Here is a 17590-nt window from a genome sequence, read left to right on the forward strand (position 1 = left end):
TAGCGACGCTGCCTTAAAGATAAATCCCGTCCAGCAGAGGTTCCGACCGAGCGAGCGTCATGCAAACGTCCGCCAGCAAATCCTGCAACTGTGGCTGCACCTCGACGTTGGACACGGTGAGGATATAACCGTCTGCATCAATGCCACGAGGTGGAATCCTCCCCTACGGATGCGCTGTCGGCTGGGCGGCACATTGTTACCAAAACAGCGGTAGACTATTACAAGTTATGAGCTGGATATCTATTGGTATACTTGGTATTTTTGAAAATTATTCATCAACTTTTGAATCTGGGTTATTAAGAGTTTTAACAAACTAATTACACTGTAAGCGCTTAATATCTAACTTATAAATAAGTCAACAGCCTGCTGTGCAGTCGCTCTGCATCCATGAATTTTATAATCAAAAACCATGACAAACGTTACAGAGATATCACTTCAATACCCTCAATGCTGGAAGCTCGATATAAATAATCGAATCCTGTTCGATGGAGCCAATCAAATACACTTGACAAATATTGAGAGCATCATTGTAAAGAACATGCTCCTCAAGGAGGAGCGCGTAATCAGTAGGGCAGAGCTAATTAGTAGTATTGGGAGAGAGCCTGGTCTCTATCGCGGCCTGGAGATGAGTCTGAGCAGACTGCAAATAAAGTTCAAGAAACGCGCTGGAGGAAGGCATCTTTTTCGCGCAGTCAGAAATCGTGGCTACTGCCTCACTCAAACCATACATATTAATGGGGAGGCGTCTCGGGAATTTACGTGAGGTAAGCGGCAATACACCCCTCGCATGGTCATATGGCTGATGACTAACGAACTTATGAATTTAGGGGGGGCGCAGTGTTTAAGATGAGTGAGTTCACTTTTTACGATTGGCCTTGCGCTTTGATACTGGTATAGCGGCTTTGAAAAAACTGTCGCATAACTTCTGAGTTGTGCGACGACTAATTCGGGCCAGCAGTAGCAACAATATTCGCGATATTACCTGGAATCGCGAACACCTGTTATTCCACCGTGTCGATGCGATAGTCACTGTAGAAGAAACTGTTTTTATCGGTGCCAGCCTTAAAAAAGTATCCGTAGTCAGCCAGGTAGTAGACGTGGTCCACCCGTTGATACTTATCAGACTCTTCCGTGCAGGCCAATGCCTTGGCGTTGCCCGAAAGATCGAGGTTGAGTTCGCTTGCCTTCAGCTCCCGCTCGACCTTGCAACGATTGGTTTTAGGGGTGTCACCATACGCTCCGACAATGCTGTTGAGTGTGGCACTGTTGTAGGTATAACTGACCGTTTTGCCGATCGGCAGGGTTTTCCAGTCACCGCTGAAGTTCAACCGGCTGAGCGCACTGCTCTGGGCCATGCCACCGCTTCCACCGAAGCTTGCTTTGGACACCAGAGGGATCAAGCCACGCCAGCTGACCTCTTGGCTTTCATAACCATCCCCGCGTGCCGTGATGTTCAATTGGCCACTCGGAACATCGCTGCTGATGAATCGATCTTCGCCAGCCGGGCTGGTTTTGCCTTTATAAGTGGCTGTGCCTCCTGTGCGCACGAACTTCAATGAGTGGACTGGCTGCCCAAGGTTGAGCTGTCCAATCGCCGTCAGCACTTCGGGCTGCACGGATTGCAGCGCGATCTTCGCTGAGGCTTTCAGGCGCGGCTTGAACGATTCCAGCCGGGCAGTCTGTTGCCCGTTGCCACACACCAGCGCGAACAGCGCCTGGTAATCGGCATTGCTGCCAGCGATGGGTTGGGGAGTAGGTGAGACGTCGACTCGCCCGTCGCTGACCCGATTGCGCGCATCCAGGTCATAACCTGCCAACAGCTTGAAGGTGCCGGTGGCGCAGGACACTGCAAAGCGTTCGCGCTTCTGCGCATACGGTGCGTTGTAGGGCAGGTCATTGAGTACCGCAGGATTATCGAAGGCCGCCCAGAAGCGGGTTTCGCCATTGTCCGTGCTCACGCTGTTGCGATCGAGCAACACCCAATTGCTATCGTTGGTTTTCACCAGACGCCAGTCGGTTTTCGGTGTCTGTGCGCATGCTTGGACAAATGTCGGGTTGGCAGCCAGCGTGGTCTGCAAGTCTGCGGACAATGCGCGGGCCGGGCTGTACTGACTAGAGCCCATCGAATACACGCGCCTTGCGCCGTCCAAGTACAGCAAATGCAGTTGCGGTGACGAACATCCCGCCTCAATCTGCACGCTGGTACGCAAGGTGTTATTAGACTGTGGCAGCAGCAACTGGAAACTCAGCAAGTCGCCTTCGCGCATGATGCTTTCCTGCACGAGGGGCTGGGCCAGGGTAGCCTTTAAATCATTATCGGGCTTGCGCGCGTTGGTTACGCAACCTGCCAGACTGACGACGCCGCAAACAAACATGAATGATGTGAAAAAGCGCACGGTTACCTCTCTGAATCCGTTCGGGAATGTCGGATTGTCGGCAGGTGGGGCTGAATCTTTAAACGGGGCTGACCGAGGCAGGTGCGCAATAGCTTCGAAGGCGCTACTGGCCTCCAGATTCCTCCGCGCGCTCTAATAGAGGTGCGGAACTCGCTGGTACAGGGTCATTCATACGAATCTCGGACAAAGTGTTTGTCCAACCAACCGATTTTTGCAGCGAGGGGTAACCCTTAGCATCGTCTCCAGCCCATGAGAAAACAGTGCGACAACACTGGCTCACGAGGTGAAAACACGGCAACACAACGTGAACTTTCAACGAGACGGTGAACATCATGAAACTTTCAAAATTAGTGCTTCTTCTGGTGCTTGGTGGTATCGGCGCACATGCTTATGCGGACGACGACTCTGCAGCAGTCGAAGCCCGCAAGACTCCAGTCGAAATCTACAGCTACTCGACCACGCTTGACATCAAACGGGTGATTTCCATCACCGACACGGGTGATCAGTGCGGCCCGGTGCCGAAGCAAATGACGTATGAAGACTCTCACGGCGAGCGGCATATCTTGCAGTATCAAGTGATGGGCAGCGGTTGTTCCAACGGTTGAGTGCCGCGCGGACGATGGAGGGTCGACACTCCATATCGGCGGCACCTTTCAACTCAAAGGTTCTGCGTTTTTTTTGAACCTGCGATAGCCTCATCTGACGTCAGTAGCTGGGGAATGGCGGTTTTAAGAAATTCCAGCCAGGTCTTGATTTTCGCATCGACGAATTTTCGCGACGGGTAGATTGCGAACAGGTTGAACTCTTCCAGGTGGTAATCCGGCAGTACCCGCATCAATGTTCCTGCTTTCAGGCCTTTAACCGCTGAAGCAATCGGCTGAATGCCAATCCCCATTGCATTTTCTATCGCGATCGTCATCCCGTCGGCAGTGTTGATGTGCAAGGGTGACAGCGGCACAGCGACCGTTTCCATGCCTTCGGGCCCCTCGAAAGTCCAGCTTTCCACCGGCATTACCGTGTTGACGATTCTCAGGCAGTCGTGGTCGCACAGTGCGCCGGGTGTTGCCGGCATCCCGCGTTTCGCCACGTACTCTGGCGAGGCGCAGAGAATGCTGTAGGTGACCCCGAGTCGCTGTGCGACGAAGCCAGAGTCGGGCAGATCCCGGGCCAGCACGATCGACATGTCGTAGCCTTCTTCGAGCAAGTCGGGCAGGCGATTGGTCAGGGTCAGGTCGAACATGACTGTGGGATGAATCTCCCGGTAACGGGCGATGGCGTTGATCACGTAATGGTTGCCGATGGCCGACATGGAGTGGATTTTCAGTCTGCCGACCGGCAGGGTTTGTGCCGTGCCGGCTTCCTCGTCGGCTTCACGTACCTCATCCAGAATCTTTTCGCAGCGTTGGAGGTAGCGCACGCCGGCTTCGGTCAGGGCGAGGCGGCGGGTGGTCCGGTTAATCAGGCGCGTGTGCAGTCGGGCTTCGAGGCTGGAGACGGCCTTGGAAACGTTGGTCGTGGTGGTGTCGAGTAATTCGGCGGCGGCTGTGAAGCTGCCGCTCTGGGCGACCGCAATGAAACACCGCATGGTCTGGAAAACATCCATCGTTACCGCCTCAGGGGATGAGTCGAAAATTATAGGACCTGAGCAGTGGTTTGCAGGTCAGGAAAAGGGGCGACTCCGCCAGGAGCTGCCCCTTTTACGTATGTCACTGCTTGTGTGGAATGAAACCGGGGACGCCGGTTTCCACCACCGAATTGAAGCGAATTCGGGTTGTGATGTCTTCCTTGATCTCATGCATGGCCCGGTGAGGCAAGGTGGCGATATCGAAGTTTTCCTGAATATGGCTTGGTGTCGCCGAAGTGGTCAGAAACGCGGAGCCGCGCTGTACCGCCCAGGCTAACGCGACTTGTGCCGGGGTCTTGCGTACACGTTTGGCGATGCCAGTGATCACCGGATCTCCCAGTACGCTCGGCTCCATGCCGTGGCCGAGCGGGGCGAAGGCGAGGATGATGATGCCCTGCTGTTTGCAGAACTCCAGCAGTTCCCACTCCGGCAAGTAGGGATGGGACTCGATCTGCACCACTGCGGGCTTGATCCGCGCCGCCGCGACAATTTCTTGCAGGGCTGGCAAGGTAATGTCCGAGAGGCCGATGGACTTGCAATGGCCTTCATCTACCAGGTTCTCAAGCGCTCGCCAGGTTTCAATCAGGCTCACGCCGCCGTCGTAGATGACGTGCCCGAGTGTGTCCCGTGGATCTTGGTCATCACCTGGCTGAAAGGCGAACGGCGTATGGATCAGGTAGCAATCGATGTAGTCGACCTGCAACCGGCGGCAGCTCGCCTCGAAGGCCGGTTTGACCCGCTCGGGACGGTGGTTGGTGTTCCACAGTTTGGTGGTGATGAACACGTCTTCCCGACGGATGTTTCCAGCGGCGAACACCTGCTCAAAGGCAACGCCGATCTTCTCCTCATTGCGATAGCGTTCGGCGCAATCGAAATGACGGAAGCCGACTTCCAGTGCGCATTTAACCGCTTCGGTTGTTGTGCTCAGGTCGCGAAACAGCGTGCCAAAGCCTACGGCCGGCATCTCGCCCGAACCGTTGTTCAGCGCGAGTCGTGTCGCGCGCAGGTCATCGTGAAACGCTTCGTAAGTCATGATTTTTCCGCCGAGTGGGTGGCCAAAGCCGTTATTGATAAGTGCGTTTGGGGACTTCGCGTGAAGCGACTTTTTGCTCCAGGACGCCAACTGAGTTGCCGCCGAGCGCCACGAACAGCCGCACTGTGTCGAGGTAGAGCGCGGTCCTCACCTGGACCTGGCCGATCAGTGCTTGCTGGTAGGCGCGTTCTGCTTCCAGCACTTGCAGAATGCTATTTTCGCCCTGTGCGTAGGCTTGCTGGTTCAGGCGAAAACTGGTCTCGGCGGCGCGCAGTGCATCGGCCTGCGCCAGGTGCTGTTCGGCGCCGTGGTTGATCGCTTGCAGCGTGTCCGCCACCTGGCCGAACGACTGAATGAGCGTCTGTTGGTAGCGGGCGAGGGAGGCGTTATAGCCGTCGACAGCCGCCTGACGTTCCGCCTTGAGTGTTCCGCCGTTGAAAATCGGCGCGGTCAGCCCGGCGGCGAACCCCCAGAGCGCGGCACCGCCGTTGCCTGAAGCCGCTTGTGCGAGCGAGGCCGACAGTTCGACATGAGGGTAGAGATTGGCCGTTGCGACCCCCACTGCGGCGCTGGCAATGTGCAGTTCCGCTTCGGCTTGCAGTACATCCGGCCGGGCGTGGGCCAGCTCCGACGGCAAACTGACGGGAATGTTCGATGGCAAAGCGAACTCGTCCAGGGTGAAATCGGGGGCGATCCAGTCCGCCGGGCCACTGCCCGTCAGTATCGCCAGCGCATGGCGTGCGGCGTCGCTCTGCTGGGCGAGGGGCGGCAACAGCGTGCGATCCTGGGCGAGGCGGGTTTCGGCCAGGGAAACGTCGATCCGGGTGGTGGTGCCGTTGAGGTGGGCGGCGCGCACCAGGTCGAGGTTTTTCGCGTCGTTGGCCAGCAGTTTGTCCACGGCTTGCATCTGGGCATTGGCCGAGGCCAGCAGCAACGCCTGGCTGGCGACATCGCCGGTCAACGTCAGGTACGCCGCTTCGTAGCGATGCTTTTGCAGATCGCTCAACGCTTGCTGGTGTTCCACCCGCCGCTTGTTGCCGCCGAACGCATCGAGATCGAACGTCACCCGAGGACCGATCGCATAGAAGTTCGAAACGGACGCCTCGGGCCCATTGTGCGTCCGCTGACGGCCAGCCGCTGCGCCGAAATCGACTTGCGGATACAACGCACCTTCCGAGGCGATAACGAAGGCGGCCGCCTGACGAAGGGTGGCGTCGGCCGCTACCAATCCGAGGTTGCCGTCGATGGCCCGGTGTATCACTTGGTCGAGCTTGGGCGAGCGCAAGGCTGACCACCAGTTACCGTTGAGCTTGCGGCCCCTGTCGATGCGCTGTGCATTGGGGGCTGCGGGCTTGCCGAGTTGCTGTTCGGCTTGTGCGTCATAGTGTTGCGACAAGCTTGCCGCGGGCCGTTCGAAATCCGGGCCAACGGCGCAGGCGGACAACAATACAAACGCCGCCAGCAAAGTGATTGTTGTTGGCAATGGATGTCGATGGGAAATGCGTTTGGACGTTTTCATTGGACAGACTCCACAAAACTAGTTGGCCGGAACGGGCTTGCGAAGGAACACCACCAGCGGGCTCACGACGAGCATCGCCACTAGCAAAATCTTGAACTGACCCATGACCGCAATGAACGCCGCCTGGTGGGTGACCAGATGATTGAGCCCTTCAAGCGCCGGCAACGACGTCGTCGTCGACAGGCGATAGGGCGTCAACTGGCTGAGCAGCGCCGAATGCATCGATTGTGTGTTGTTGAAGAAAAAGATCTGCACCACGGCCACACCAAGGGTGCTGCCGTAGACCCGCATCAGGTTGAAGAAACCGGTGGCTTCCGGGCGCAGCTTCGGGTCAAGGGTGCTGAACGCGACTTTGCTCAGGGCCGGCATCAGCATGCCGAGGCCGGCGCCCTGAATAGCGCCGTTTGCCGCTACCGGGGTCCAGTCCATCAGCGACGAATAGCCGAGCATCAGCCAATTGGCGTAAACCACCAGTGCGATACCTGCCGCGACGAAGAACCGCGGGTCGAAGCGCTCGAGCAATCGCCCCGTCAACAGGAACGCGCCGACCAGGCCCACGCCGCGCGGGACGGTCAGAAAACCGGTAGTGTCTGGCGGGTAGCCGAGGATTTCGTCCAGCATCGGCGAGGTCAGGGCCATGGTCGACAGCAGCACGAAACCGAGGGCAAAAAAGATGATCGTCGACAGCACGTAATTGCGGTCGGTGAACAACCCCTTGCTGAGGAAATGCGTCTTTGCGGTCAGCCGATGCACAACGAACAGGTAAAGCCCGAGTGCGCAGGCCAGCGCCTCCATCCAGATCTCCGGTGAGTCGAACCAGTCCATGCGTTCGCCTCGGTCGAGGAGCATTTGCAGGGCAATCATGCCCAGGGTGAAGGTGCCGACTCCGAAGAAATCGAACGGCAGGTGCTTGTCGGATTTTTTCTCGGCAAGCAGCAACGTCACCACCAGGAAGATGTACGCCGTCAGCGGCAGGCTGAGGTAAAACATCGGCCGCCAGTCGAAGTACTCGCTGATCCAGCCTCCGATACTCGGGGCACTGACGATGCCGAACAGCACCAGGGCCGTCCACTGCGCGCCGAATTTTGCACGCCGTGCAGGCGGCAAGGTCTCCAGGGCTATCGCCATCGACAAGGGCGCCAATACACCGCTGGCCGCGCCTTGAAGGACGCGCGCACCGATGAATTCCAGTGGTGTGGTCGCCAAAGTGCCCAGCCACAAGCCGAGGGCAAACAACGCGAGTGCGGTCTGATAAACCAGCTTCAGGCCGAAGCGTCCGGCGAGCCACTGCGCGACGGGCGTAGTGATCGCAGTGGCGGCCAGGTAGGCAGTGAAAATCCATCCGGCCTGGTCGTCGGTCATCGACAGGCTGCCCTGGATCAACCGCAGTGCAGCGTTCGGCAACGGCAAGTTGGCCGACTGCAGGTAGGTCGCGAGGAGGACTACGAACCGCAGCGAACGTGCATCCGCTGTCGCAGAGGAATCCGCAGGATAGGCGTTCATCAGAAGGCTCCTGCGCTCAACAGCGAATTGAGCGGATGCCACCACGGCGTGCGATGGCCGGTGTCGACCTTGACCGTGGCGCTGGTGCCGGAGAACAGCGGCAGGCTCGGATCGACCTCATCCAGCTCGAGCCGCACCGGCACTCGCTGCACCACCTTGACCCAGTTGCCGGTGGCGTTTTCTGGCGGCAGCAGCGCGAAGTCGGAGCCCGCACCGGGGCTCATGCTGATCACATGGGCCTTGAAGACGCGGTCGGGATAGGTGTCGATGGCGATGGTCGCTGCCTGGCCGGGGCGCATGTGCGTCACTTGGGTTTCGCGGAAGTTGGCCTCGATCCAGAGCTCCCGGTCGGAGATCAGGGCGAACGCGGGCGCACCGCCGTTGACGTAGTTGCCGACCTGAAGATCGTCGACCTTGGCGACAATGCCATCGTCCGGCGCGGTGACTGTGGCGTAAGAGAGGTAGAGCTGCGCCTCGTCGAACTGGGCTTTGGCTTCGCGCACAGTCGGATGGCTGTCGATAGCGATGTCCGGATTGCCGTTGAGGGCAACGACAGTGCTTGCGATCTGTTGCTCGACCGAGGCGATACGTTGGCGCGCCACTTTGAGGTCGGTTTCCGCGCGCTCATAGATCGCTTGTGATACGAACTCGGTGGCGACCAATGCTTTTTTACGGGCGAATTCCTTTCGATCGAAGTCCGCCGATTCTTTGGCCGACTGCAACTCTGCCTGCTGCTGGCGGTAGCTGGCCTTTAATCCATCGATGCGCAGACGCGCGTTGCCCAGTTGCGCTTCGGCACGGTCGACGGCGATTTGCAGGGGCTTGGGGTCGATGCGGAACAGCACCTGGCCCTTGCGCACGGGCTGGTTGTCCTCGACCGCGATCTCAACCACTTGCCCGGAAATCCGCGCATTGATCGAGGCCTTGGCCACCCGGGTGTAGGCGTTGTCGGTGGAAACGATGGGCTCGTTCGCCACGTAGTGGGCGTAGCCGACGGCGGCGAAGAGGGCGGGCACACCCGCCATCAGCCATGGCCGCAACTTTTCCTTGAGCGGTTTTTTCGGCGCGCTGTTCTGGTTTGGCCCCGGATGTTCCAAGGCTTGTGTCGCTGAGAGATCGAACTGCTGAGTCATGATCGAATACGCCCTTAACCGGGAAATCGGGCCGACCTGGCACAATCGCTTGCGGCCCCGACGTCGTTAATTACTGTGAGAAACCACTGCCGTGCGCCGTGGGGAGGATCGCTCCGCCACCGCTATTTCGTCGTCGCCACACCCAGTTCGAGCTCCGCTACAACAAACCTGCCAATCAAGGAATTTCTGGTTCCTTAATTTTGTGCGATGGTGTAAGAATATCTCTCGACCCAAACCCTTTCAAGGATTTTGTACGACATGGCACAAAAAAAAATTACGGAAGGAAAGGGACGCGGCCGTCCGCGTGCCTACGACCCGCAAACCGCGTTAGCGCAGGCGCTTGGCGTGTTCTGGAATACCGGCTATTCCGGTGCTTCTCTGGATAGCATCGCCAGCGCCGCCGGGATGAATCGCCCCAGCCTGTATGCGGCATTCGGGGATAAACATGCGCTCTACATCAAGGCGCTCGAGCAGTATTGGGAGACAGCCTCGGCTGCGATGCAGGAGGCGCTGACGGACGCCAGTCTGACGCTGGAGCAGGCGTTGACGCGTTTCTACGATGGGCAATTGGCGATTTACTTCTCGGGGGACGGTCAACCCCGTGGTTGCTTCGCGATTGGCACGGCGACCACCGAAGCGGTCGAGGACCCAGAGATTCGTGACGTGTTATCAGATCGGCTGAGCCGGCTCGATGCCGATCTCGAAGCGCGCCTGCGCAAGGCTATCGATACCGGCGAACTGAAATCCAACGTCGATCCGGTGGCGCTGGCGGTGCTTGCATCGTCCTTGTTGCACAGCATTTCGATACGGGCGAGGGCAGGCAAATCCCGGGCTGAATTGACCGGGCTGGTGCGCAATGCGATCAAGGTGATGTGCGGTTGAGCGGCTTTATGACTGGCGAAGTACTCGAAGACATTCTGGTCCAAGACCTTTCAGTGATTTTCTGCGGGATCAATCCGGGGCTGGCAGCTGCGGCCCAGGGGCACCACTTTGCGGGGCGGGGCAATCGCTTCTGGCGAACCTTGCATCTGGCCGGATTCACTCCTGAGGAAATACGTCCGGAATACGATCGGTCGATCCTGCAATATCGGTATGGGTTGACGGCCGTAGTCCCGCGACCGACGGCGCGGGCGGATCAGTTGTCAGCGCAGGAACTCACTGCAGCGGCGGCGGATTTTGAGCAGAAGATCACACGGTATGCGCCGCGCTTTGTCGCGTTTCTCGGGAAGGCAGCGTACGCCGCATTGACGGGCCAAAAGGAAGTGGAGTGGGGGCCGCAGCGGAGGGCTTTCGGGAATACGCGTGTTTGGGTTTTGCCCAATCCGAGCGGTAGAAACCGTGCGTTCAATCTTGAGCAGTTAGTTGATGCGTATCGTCGGCTCCGCTTGGCGGCGGACGCCGAGAGGATGGCCGGTAGATGAGATCGAGAGCTCAACGTGCTCGACTGCAGACTGTGGCCAGTGATGATCCTGAATGTGCCTCGCACGCCACTCGATTAGCGTTGCTGAATACCTTGCATTGGGACGTTCGGATGTGAGCAACCTGAGCGCTGTCTTATGCAGAGGTACTAATTTATGATGCTGCATTGATAAATTTGGATCCGGCATCATGAGTACACGTTCCGACCTTCTGACCACCGCTGAACTATTGTTGCGTACAAAGGGCTATGCAGCTTTCAGTTACGCCGATCTCGCGGCTGACATCGGCATCAAGAAGGCGAGTATTCACCACCATTTTCCGACCAAGGAAGGCCTGGCAATTGCCATTGTTGAGAGCTACCTGTTCCGGTACAAGAAGCAGCTGGAGGTTATCAATGATGAACATACCGGCATTATTGAACGTCTAAATGCCTTCGCCCTGATGTTTGCGCAAAGCAGTGAGAACGGCATGTTACCGCTCTGTGGTGCCTTGGCCGCGGAGTTACTGGCATTACCGCAAAGCCTAAAGGAAATGACGCGGGACTTTTTCGAAATCCATCTCGACTGGCTTCAGGCCAATATTGCTCTAGGCCAAGAGGCAGGGGAGATCAAAGCTGAGCTGGACGGCGTGAAGATCGCCAGAGTCATCCTGAATACGCTGGAAGGTGGCAGCTTTGTATCCTGGGCGCTGAACGACAAGTACGATCGTTCTTCTGGATTCGATTTCATTTTAGATGGACTTCGGGTGGCCGAACCGCGCCACTAATGCCCGATCCGCTTTTTTTGCTTCATGAGACGACCGATTCTGCCATCGCCAGCTCGGTCTGCTGTTCCTGCCAAGTAAGTGGCTCCAGTCGCTTATCTCTCACCTCCTGAATTTTATTCCCGCCTACTGGATCTGAGGAGAACCCATCTCGTCTCTCGGTTGGGCTGCGGATATCTGCCAATGCCTATGGCCTGAGGTGGAAAGGCTATAACCAATAAGATGGCAAACCCTACATTTTAATAATGACATCGCGTATCCAAAAAAGGCCGGATCGTGGGTGTATTTGTTCGGCGAGTGCTGATGGGTTTAAAGATCTCTTGAATGACAACCTACTAGTTGGCAGGGTTGTGCCTCTTTCGGGCCAAGCGCCCGGTCCATCCAAAGAGGATTGAATAGATGAGCAACAACCTGAATGGTATCGACGTAGCCGCACTCCAGCAGTTTGCCCAAGGCGTTACTGAGGATGTGACCAAGCGCAAGGCAAGTTTCAACGTCAAGACCCAATGGGAGCACCAGACTCGCTCAGTCGCGAAAGTCAGCCGATACAGCTTGGCGGGTGAAACCTACTCACGCGATTTCGAAATCGTGGCCGATGAGCCAAATGAATTGCTGGGCCAGGACACCGCGCCTAACCCCCAGGAACTGTTGATGGCAGCGCTCAATGCCTGCATGTCGGTCGGTTATGCCGCCAACGCCGCGATGATGGGTATCAAGATTCATAGCTTGGAAATCGAGACGGATGGCACCCTCGACTTGCGCGGTTTTCTGGGGATTGAAGAGAGCGTCAACCCGGGCTATGACGAGGTAAGTGTGGTTATTCGCCTGCACACCGACGCTTCCCGTGAGCGCGTTGAAGAGCTGCACAAAGTTGTGCTCAAGACGTCGGTCAACTACGCAAACTTCTCAAAAGCCATCCGTATGGTTCCCACCCTCGAAGTTCGTGAGGGCTGACTTCGCCGATCCGGGCGTTGTTCAGGCTATCCACGCACCAGCAGGCGATGAGTCGTCCTGGTGCCAAGTTTTAAATCTTGATCAGAAGGACTGATGAAATGAGCGATTTCTTTAAAGGTCAGAAACTGTTAGTCGTCGGTGGCACCAGCGGAATGGGCCTGGAAACGGCCCGCATGGTTCTCAACGCGGGCGGTAGCGTGGTGCTTACCGGAAGCAAGCAGGATAAGGCCGAGGCTGCACGCCAGGAATTGAGCCCGCTGGGTTCTGTGTCCGTGATCGTCGCCAACCTGATGACTGAAGAGGGCATGAATTCCGTTCGGCAGGAAATCAATACCCACCACAGCGATATAAGCCTGATGGTGAACTCTGCCGGGATTTTTATTCCCAAGCCGTTCACTGAGCACGACGAAGCCGAGTACGACATGTACCTGTCGCTCAACCGTGCGACTTTTTTCATTACGCAAGCCGTGGTCAAGAACATGCTTGCCGCGAAGCGCAAAGGGGCGATTGTCAACGTCGGCTCCATCGGTGCACAGGCCGCATTGGCCGGTTCACCGGCATCGGCCTATTCCATGGCCAAAGCAGGTCTGCATGCGTTGACCCGCAACCTGGCCATTGAATTGGCCCACTCCGGAATCCGGGTCAATGCAGTCTCGCCAGGAATCGTCCATACCTCAATCTACGAGGGTTTCATGGACAAAGAAGCGATCCCGGAGGCAATGAAGTCGCTTAACGCTTTCCACCCACTCGGGCGAGTCGGTGTTCCCGAAGATGTGGCTAATACCATCCTGTTCCTGCTTTCCGACAAGGCGTCCTGGGTGACCGGCGCTATCTGGGATGTGGACGCCGGTGTCATGGCGGTACGTGCCTGACCACATCAGCAAGCGCGACCTTATGAAAGTCCCCCATTGGGGGGCTTTCTGTCGTCACTCCAACTATTTGCTTGAAACGCCGGCAACGCGGTCTCTATTAATTTTGGTGCAGGATGAATTATGCAAACCCCTTCAAAAAAATATGTAGTGGATATCTGGTCTGATTTTGTCTGCCCCTGGTGCTGGATTGCCAAACGTCGCTTCGAAAAAGCGCTGGAGCGTTTTCCTGAAAAAGACAGTGTGCAGGTAAATGTCAGGGCCTATCGTCTGGCGGCGAATCACGCGCCAGAGCCTATGGTTGCGGCTCTTAGGCGCAAGCTTGGAAACCCGGACTCCGCCGACGCGATGATGAGCACCGTCAGTAAATATGGCAAAGCCGATGAGCTGAATTACCGTTTTGACACCATGCTGTTTGGCGACACCGCTGATGCTCACGTATTGGTCAAGGCGGTTGAAGATCCGGCAGCGAAGAAGCGTCTGGTGGAGACGCTGTATGAGCAGAGTACGACCCATGGGAAGTCACTGTTTGATCGCAGCAGCCTGAAGACCATTGCCAAGGCAGTAGGTGTATCGGATGAGTCAATCCAACTGGCATGGTCATCCGCTGAATTGCGCGCAGAGATGGAGGAGGACGAACATATTGCTGCGCAACTGGGTTCGGGTGTTCCTTTGTTTGTATTCGACAATGCCTTCTCATTCTCCGGCGCTCAGCCTGAGGCCGCGTTTCTTGAAGCGCTGAACAAGCTGCAAACGAAGTCAAAGACCGAGGATGACACGTTCATCGGCCAGGTCTGCGGTATAGATGGCTGCAAGATTTGATCGGCAGAAGGTGTGCGGCACTGAGTGGTGCCGCTTTCCAGTGGCGTAGAAAACGAGGCAAAAATGAGCCGTATCGTTGAGTTGAGTGCCCCACAGTTCGCCCGTTTTGTTGCCAAGGGCAGCAGCGTCGTGCTGTTTTCCGCGTCGTGGTGCAAGCCTTGTCAGGAGATGAAGCCAGTCTTTCATGCCTTGGAAGAAAAGCTCCACGCCTTGGCGGCTTTTGGAAAGATCGATGTGGCGGTGTCTCCGACGATCTCGCAGATGTATGGCATCCGTGCAGTGCCATCCTTGGCAGTGTTTCACGAGGGGCGGTTGCTCCGGGTCATGCCCGGATCTCGTTCAGTCGCAGCGCTGAAAAAAGCGGTTCTTGCACAGTTGGAAGAGGCCGTTTAATCAGCCTCCCTGATCAGCCTTCCTTCCAAGAGGCCAGGCGCGTGCCGTAATACCCAATTTGCGAATGGAGCATGGTCTGTTCAGCATTGAACGCGCCGTGGACCTCCAGCACATCTGGCAGTAAGTCGCCGTCGCTTGCAGCGGTTGAGCCAGAACCGAAAAACCCAAACTACGCGTTCATTCAGAACGTAAAACTCCCTGATCGTTGAGCATGATGATGCCCAACGATCAGGGAGTCGTTTTTGAAGTAGGAAAACCTTATTGATCTGCTTGCAGCTTCAATATCTCCTGCGCAGTCATGGGTTTTCCGGCGATACCCCAATCCCCATTCTTGACCTCTTCGAAGATGACCCAGGTAAGGGCGCGCATGTTTTCACCTTCCACCGACACTATGGTGTCAGTCACTTTCTGGATAACTTCGGCTTTCTGCTGGTCGGTAAAAACGCCTTCAATGCCTTTGATGGTAACGAGTGGCATGGTCTGCTCCTTAACGTTCGAAATGGGATGTCAGGATTCGCCCGCGGCGTATGCCGGATAATCGGTATAACCTTTGGCAATCGTGTCGCTCACCCCGTAATAGGTCGTGCGATCACCCTCAGCCAATGGCCAGCCGTACTGCATGCGTTCCACCAGATCGGGATTGGCGATATAGGCGGTGCCGAAGGCGATCAAATCGAGCTCGCCCTTAGCCAGTTCCGATTCAGCGAGCGCTTGGGTAAACCCGCCGGCCGCCATCAACGTACCTTTGTAGGCTTCACGAAACGCGGCACCGAAACCAGGCGGCGTCTGGGCGGCGAGGATGGTCGGTTGATAGTTCAGGTGAACGTACGCCAGCTCACGTTCGTTGAGCGCTGCCGCCATGCTCATCCAGGTCTCTTCTTCGCCTTCGTACACACCAAAGTCATAAAGGCGGCCAAATGGCGAAAAGCGCACGGCAACGTTCGAACTGCCGATTTCATCAGCAATCGCGTCAATGGTTTCGAGCAGGAAACGCTGGCGATTGGCGATTGAGCCACCGTACTGGTCAGTGCGGGTGTTCAGGGCGCTGCTGAGGAACTGGTCGAACAGGAAGCCGTTGGCCGCCATGATTTCGATGCCGTCAAAACCTGCTTCCATCGCCAGGCGCGCAGACTTCACAAAGTCGGCGGTGACGCGTTTTACTTCGTTCGTCTCCAACGCACGTGGCACGCTGGGTTGCACATGGCCGGACTTGCCCGGTTCGATCCATGCGTAAACCGTGGTGTCGACCGCTGGCTGCGTACCCGAAGAAACCGGGACCGCGTTCTGCGGATGTACCGATACATGGGACATACGGCCGACGTGCCACAACTGCGCGAAAATCTTCCCACCCTTGGCATGCACGGCATCGGTGACCTGACGCCAGCCCGGCAAGTGTTCATTGGCGTAAATGCCCGGAGTGTACAGATAGCCGCGGGCTTCTTCGGAAATCGGCAGGCCTTCGGTGATGATCAGGCCGGCGGTTGCGCGCTGAGCGTAATACTGCGCGGTGAATTCATTAGGGATGTTTTCCAGGGTTCGGGTGCGAGTCATCGGAGCCATGACAACACGGTTGGCCAATGCGATACCGGACAGATCGTAAGGGGTGAATAGCTTATTCATGATTAAACTCGACGTCGTTGACAGGTTGAAAGCCAGCGTTTGATTTATGACTTATCGAATGCGTCCAGCACGTGTGTGCTGTATACCAGCGCGGCGCCGGCGTTCATGTTGATGGCTACGCCAAGCGCTTCACCAATTTCCTCGCTGGTAACACCGACTTTCTTTGCTTCGGCCGCGTGGAAGGCGATGCAACCGTCGCAGCGAGTGGTCACGGCCACAGCCAGGGAAATCAACTCGCGGGTCTTCGCGTTTAGATGATTGGTCTTGGCGCCTGCAGCGCCAAGTGACGCCATGCCTTTCATGGTTTCCGGAGAAAGGCCGTTGAGATCGACCAGGCGAGTGTTGATGTCTTTACGAGTTTGCTTCCAGTCTTGCATGGGATTCTCACAGGGATACGGATGGTGGTGATTACAGTGATTTTTGAAGCTCGCTAACAAACTACCATCCAGTTGGTAGGCTAACAACGTGTTCGTGCTGATGTTTACTATCAACACAATCGAAGATTGGATAGCCTCGTCTTTGGCAACAGAACGCGGCCAATACCGCGTCGTTGACAGGCGACAAGGCTGCAGCGGCTAAGTCTGCAAGCCTTGAGGGTTTTGGGGGCTGTAGAAGGGCTGATTATGCAGATGTTTAAAATCGAGGCGAACGGATTGATTCAGCTCCGTGAGGCTCTGACCCGTGTTGCAGGCGGATTGATCCTGTGGCTTCGCACTAGCGACGATAGTAGCGGTGATCGTCCTCGTTGATGCAACAGCATAATGTGAGTTTGTTGAAGAACATCATCGGTCGCCAATGTTAGAGTTCGACGGCCTCAGACCTTGGACTGCTTTTCAAATTATGGAGATGTGTAGATGGCCGAAGAGATTTTGAAGTCGAAGCTGGTCAATTTTCTGGTGGCCGACGCTCAGGTGAACTACGACGGCGTCAGCGACCTGTACGACGTAGCCGGGAGTGGCGTTGTGGAAGCGTTGGCCGACGTACTTGAGGGCTTCAAGGAAGCATACGGAGGTCTGTGGGTTGGCGGGAAAATGCTGGTTACCCAAACCGCGGTGCGCTTGAGCGCCAATGCCATGAACCGCCTCGTTCAGGAGGGGACCCTGGATATTGAAGTCCCACTGGCATTGGTTCGAAAGGTCAGCATTGAAGGTGGGTTTGTGACGAAGATCGTCCGTCTGGATACCGACGCTGGCAGCGTTAAATTTCGGTGTTTTGGTGCGAAGGACGTCGCCTCGCTGATAGAGAAGATGACCCTCTCGCCGGTCCGGTAGCGGGCGGTCGATTATCCCTCGGGGGGAAATCCGTCCCCCTTTACCACGGCATCAAACCGAAGGTTTCGTCGAGAGCGGAGCCCATGTGTGTTCCGAATGGAATTGCGCGCAAAGGTGCAGTACCTTGTATTTGTAGCACCCTCGTGTCGCAGTCCTGTCCAGGTTGAGAGGTGACCTTCATGAACAACATCATCTACATCGTCGGGGCCGTTGTGATCGTCGTGTTTATCCTGTCGTTCCTCGGGTTTGCATAGCTTCGAAGACCCACTGAA

18 protein-coding genes and 1 pseudogene are annotated in these 17590 nt (G+C 56.6%); 9 read left to right on the forward strand and 10 right to left on the reverse strand.

What is annotated here, in order from left to right; translation table 11 throughout:
• Window positions 1-16: 16 nt before the first annotated feature.
• Both BK662_RS35445 and BK662_RS22685 read right to left on the reverse strand, forming a co-directional pair.
• Window positions 17-157 (reverse strand): annotated as a pseudogene (locus tag BK662_RS35445) (nucleotidyltransferase domain-containing protein); the annotation flags it as partial.
• Between the two features lie 844 nt (window positions 158-1001).
• A complete protein-coding gene (locus BK662_RS22685) occupies window positions 1002-2267 on the reverse strand; it encodes a hypothetical protein (RefSeq protein ID WP_259695952.1) in 1266 nt (421 codons plus the stop codon).
• A 461-nt stretch (window positions 2268-2728) separates the two neighbouring features.
• On the opposite strand from BK662_RS22685, the gene BK662_RS22690 reads away from it, so the two are divergent.
• Window positions 2729-3001, forward strand: coding sequence for a DUF2790 domain-containing protein (locus BK662_RS22690; protein ID WP_123359908.1), 273 nt, complete (start codon window positions 2729-2731; stop codon window positions 2999-3001).
• Between the two features lie 53 nt (window positions 3002-3054).
• Here BK662_RS22690 and BK662_RS22695 read toward each other — a convergent pair whose 3' ends face one another.
• The 5 genes from BK662_RS22695 to BK662_RS22715 all read right to left on the reverse strand — a co-directional run bounded on the left by BK662_RS22695 (window position 3055) and on the right by BK662_RS22715 (window position 9208).
• Complete coding sequence (locus BK662_RS22695) at window positions 3055-3999, reverse strand: LysR family transcriptional regulator (protein WP_123359907.1); 945 nt, start codon at window positions 3997-3999, stop codon at window positions 3055-3057.
• A 103-nt stretch (window positions 4000-4102) separates the two neighbouring features.
• Entirely contained in the window at window positions 4103-5053 is a 951-nt protein-coding gene (locus BK662_RS22700) for an aldo/keto reductase (RefSeq protein WP_123359906.1), read from the reverse strand.
• Between the two features lie 31 nt (window positions 5054-5084).
• The gene (locus tag BK662_RS22705) at window positions 5085-6572 is read right to left on the reverse strand and encodes an efflux transporter outer membrane subunit (RefSeq protein ID WP_123359905.1); all 1488 of its coding nucleotides are present in this window, start codon (window positions 6570-6572) and stop codon (window positions 5085-5087) included.
• Between the two features lie 18 nt (window positions 6573-6590).
• Window positions 6591-8075, reverse strand: coding sequence for a DHA2 family efflux MFS transporter permease subunit (locus tag BK662_RS22710; RefSeq protein WP_123359904.1), 1485 nt, complete (start codon window positions 8073-8075; stop codon window positions 6591-6593).
• A complete protein-coding gene (locus BK662_RS22715; RefSeq protein WP_123359903.1) occupies window positions 8075-9208 on the reverse strand; it encodes an HlyD family secretion protein in 1134 nt (377 codons plus the stop codon). Before BK662_RS22715 ends, BK662_RS22710 begins: the two co-directional genes overlap by 1 nt.
• Before the next feature lie 258 nt (window positions 9209-9466).
• Between BK662_RS22715 and BK662_RS22720 the strand changes: the two genes are divergently transcribed.
• From BK662_RS22720 to BK662_RS22750, 7 genes are all read left to right on the forward strand, one after another.
• Entirely contained in the window at window positions 9467-10090 is a 624-nt protein-coding gene (locus tag BK662_RS22720) for a TetR/AcrR family transcriptional regulator (RefSeq protein WP_123359902.1), read from the forward strand.
• 8 nt (window positions 10091-10098) lie between these two features.
• Window positions 10099-10629 (forward strand): G/U mismatch-specific DNA glycosylase, encoded by a 531-nt coding sequence (mug, locus tag BK662_RS22725; protein WP_123359901.1) that lies wholly within the window; start codon window positions 10099-10101, stop codon window positions 10627-10629.
• 187 nt (window positions 10630-10816) lie between these two features.
• Window positions 10817-11392, forward strand: coding sequence for a TetR/AcrR family transcriptional regulator (locus tag BK662_RS22730; RefSeq protein WP_123359900.1), 576 nt, complete (start codon window positions 10817-10819; stop codon window positions 11390-11392).
• 396 nt (window positions 11393-11788) lie between these two features.
• The gene (locus BK662_RS22735; RefSeq protein WP_123359899.1) at window positions 11789-12343 is read left to right on the forward strand and encodes an OsmC family protein; all 555 of its coding nucleotides are present in this window, start codon (window positions 11789-11791) and stop codon (window positions 12341-12343) included.
• Window positions 12344-12441: 98 nt separating this feature from the next.
• Complete coding sequence (locus BK662_RS22740; protein ID WP_123359898.1) at window positions 12442-13215, forward strand: SDR family NAD(P)-dependent oxidoreductase; 774 nt, start codon at window positions 12442-12444, stop codon at window positions 13213-13215.
• A gap of 120 nt (window positions 13216-13335) precedes the next feature.
• Window positions 13336-14034, forward strand: a complete 699-nt coding sequence (locus tag BK662_RS22745; protein WP_123359897.1) for a DsbA family oxidoreductase — start codon at window positions 13336-13338, stop codon at window positions 14032-14034.
• A 63-nt stretch (window positions 14035-14097) separates the two neighbouring features.
• Window positions 14098-14427, forward strand: coding sequence for a thioredoxin family protein (locus BK662_RS22750; RefSeq protein WP_123359896.1), 330 nt, complete (start codon window positions 14098-14100; stop codon window positions 14425-14427).
• A 258-nt stretch (window positions 14428-14685) separates the two neighbouring features.
• On the opposite strand, the gene BK662_RS22755 is transcribed toward BK662_RS22750, so the two are convergent.
• The 3 genes from BK662_RS22755 to BK662_RS22765 are packed head-to-tail and all read right to left on the reverse strand — an operon-like array spanning window position 14686 to window position 16424.
• Complete coding sequence (locus BK662_RS22755) at window positions 14686-14904, reverse strand: tautomerase family protein (protein ID WP_123359895.1); 219 nt, start codon at window positions 14902-14904, stop codon at window positions 14686-14688.
• A gap of 30 nt (window positions 14905-14934) precedes the next feature.
• Entirely contained in the window at window positions 14935-16047 is a 1113-nt protein-coding gene (locus tag BK662_RS22760; protein ID WP_123359894.1) for an alkene reductase, read from the reverse strand.
• A 44-nt stretch (window positions 16048-16091) separates the two neighbouring features.
• Window positions 16092-16424, reverse strand: a complete 333-nt coding sequence (locus BK662_RS22765; protein WP_123359893.1) for a carboxymuconolactone decarboxylase family protein — start codon at window positions 16422-16424, stop codon at window positions 16092-16094.
• A gap of 477 nt (window positions 16425-16901) precedes the next feature.
• On the opposite strand from BK662_RS22765, the gene BK662_RS22770 reads away from it, so the two are divergent.
• Window positions 16902-17318 (forward strand): hypothetical protein, encoded by a 417-nt coding sequence (locus tag BK662_RS22770; RefSeq protein WP_123359892.1) that lies wholly within the window; start codon window positions 16902-16904, stop codon window positions 17316-17318.
• Window positions 17319-17590 lie beyond the last annotated feature (272 nt).

Origin of the sequence: Pseudomonas frederiksbergensis (genome assembly GCF_003732275.1) — a bacterium.
Taxonomy (GTDB): Bacteria; Pseudomonadota; Gammaproteobacteria; order Pseudomonadales; family Pseudomonadaceae; genus Aquipseudomonas; species Aquipseudomonas frederiksbergensis_H.

Coding starts and splice junctions, on each gene's coding strand:
- BK662_RS22685 (WP_259695952.1), bottom strand. CDS start 2,267: ATGCGCGAAGGCGACTTGCTGAGTTTCCAGTTGCTGCTGCCACAGTCT.
- BK662_RS22690 (WP_123359908.1), top strand. CDS start 2,729: ATGAAACTTTCAAAATTAGTGCTTCTTCTGGTGCTTGGTGGTATCGGC.
- BK662_RS22695 (WP_123359907.1), bottom strand. CDS start 3,999: ATGGATGTTTTCCAGACCATGCGGTGTTTCATTGCGGTCGCCCAGAGC.
- BK662_RS22700 (WP_123359906.1), bottom strand. CDS start 5,053: ATGACTTACGAAGCGTTTCACGATGACCTGCGCGCGACACGACTCGCG.
- BK662_RS22705 (WP_123359905.1), bottom strand. CDS start 6,572: ATGAAAACGTCCAAACGCATTTCCCATCGACATCCATTGCCAACAACA.
- BK662_RS22710 (WP_123359904.1), bottom strand. CDS start 8,075: ATGAACGCCTATCCTGCGGATTCCTCTGCGACAGCGGATGCACGTTCG.
- BK662_RS22715 (WP_123359903.1), bottom strand. CDS start 9,208: ATGACTCAGCAGTTCGATCTCTCAGCGACACAAGCCTTGGAACATCCG.
- BK662_RS22720 (WP_123359902.1), top strand. CDS start 9,467: ATGGCACAAAAAAAAATTACGGAAGGAAAGGGACGCGGCCGTCCGCGT.
- mug (WP_123359901.1), top strand. CDS start 10,099: ATGACTGGCGAAGTACTCGAAGACATTCTGGTCCAAGACCTTTCAGTG.
- BK662_RS22730 (WP_123359900.1), top strand. CDS start 10,817: ATGAGTACACGTTCCGACCTTCTGACCACCGCTGAACTATTGTTGCGT.
- BK662_RS22735 (WP_123359899.1), top strand. CDS start 11,789: ATGAGCAACAACCTGAATGGTATCGACGTAGCCGCACTCCAGCAGTTT.
- BK662_RS22740 (WP_123359898.1), top strand. CDS start 12,442: ATGAGCGATTTCTTTAAAGGTCAGAAACTGTTAGTCGTCGGTGGCACC.
- BK662_RS22745 (WP_123359897.1), top strand. CDS start 13,336: ATGCAAACCCCTTCAAAAAAATATGTAGTGGATATCTGGTCTGATTTT.
- BK662_RS22750 (WP_123359896.1), top strand. CDS start 14,098: ATGAGCCGTATCGTTGAGTTGAGTGCCCCACAGTTCGCCCGTTTTGTT.
- BK662_RS22755 (WP_123359895.1), bottom strand. CDS start 14,904: ATGCCACTCGTTACCATCAAAGGCATTGAAGGCGTTTTTACCGACCAG.
- BK662_RS22760 (WP_123359894.1), bottom strand. CDS start 16,047: ATGAATAAGCTATTCACCCCTTACGATCTGTCCGGTATCGCATTGGCC.
- BK662_RS22765 (WP_123359893.1), bottom strand. CDS start 16,424: ATGCAAGACTGGAAGCAAACTCGTAAAGACATCAACACTCGCCTGGTC.
- BK662_RS22770 (WP_123359892.1), top strand. CDS start 16,902: ATGGCCGAAGAGATTTTGAAGTCGAAGCTGGTCAATTTTCTGGTGGCC.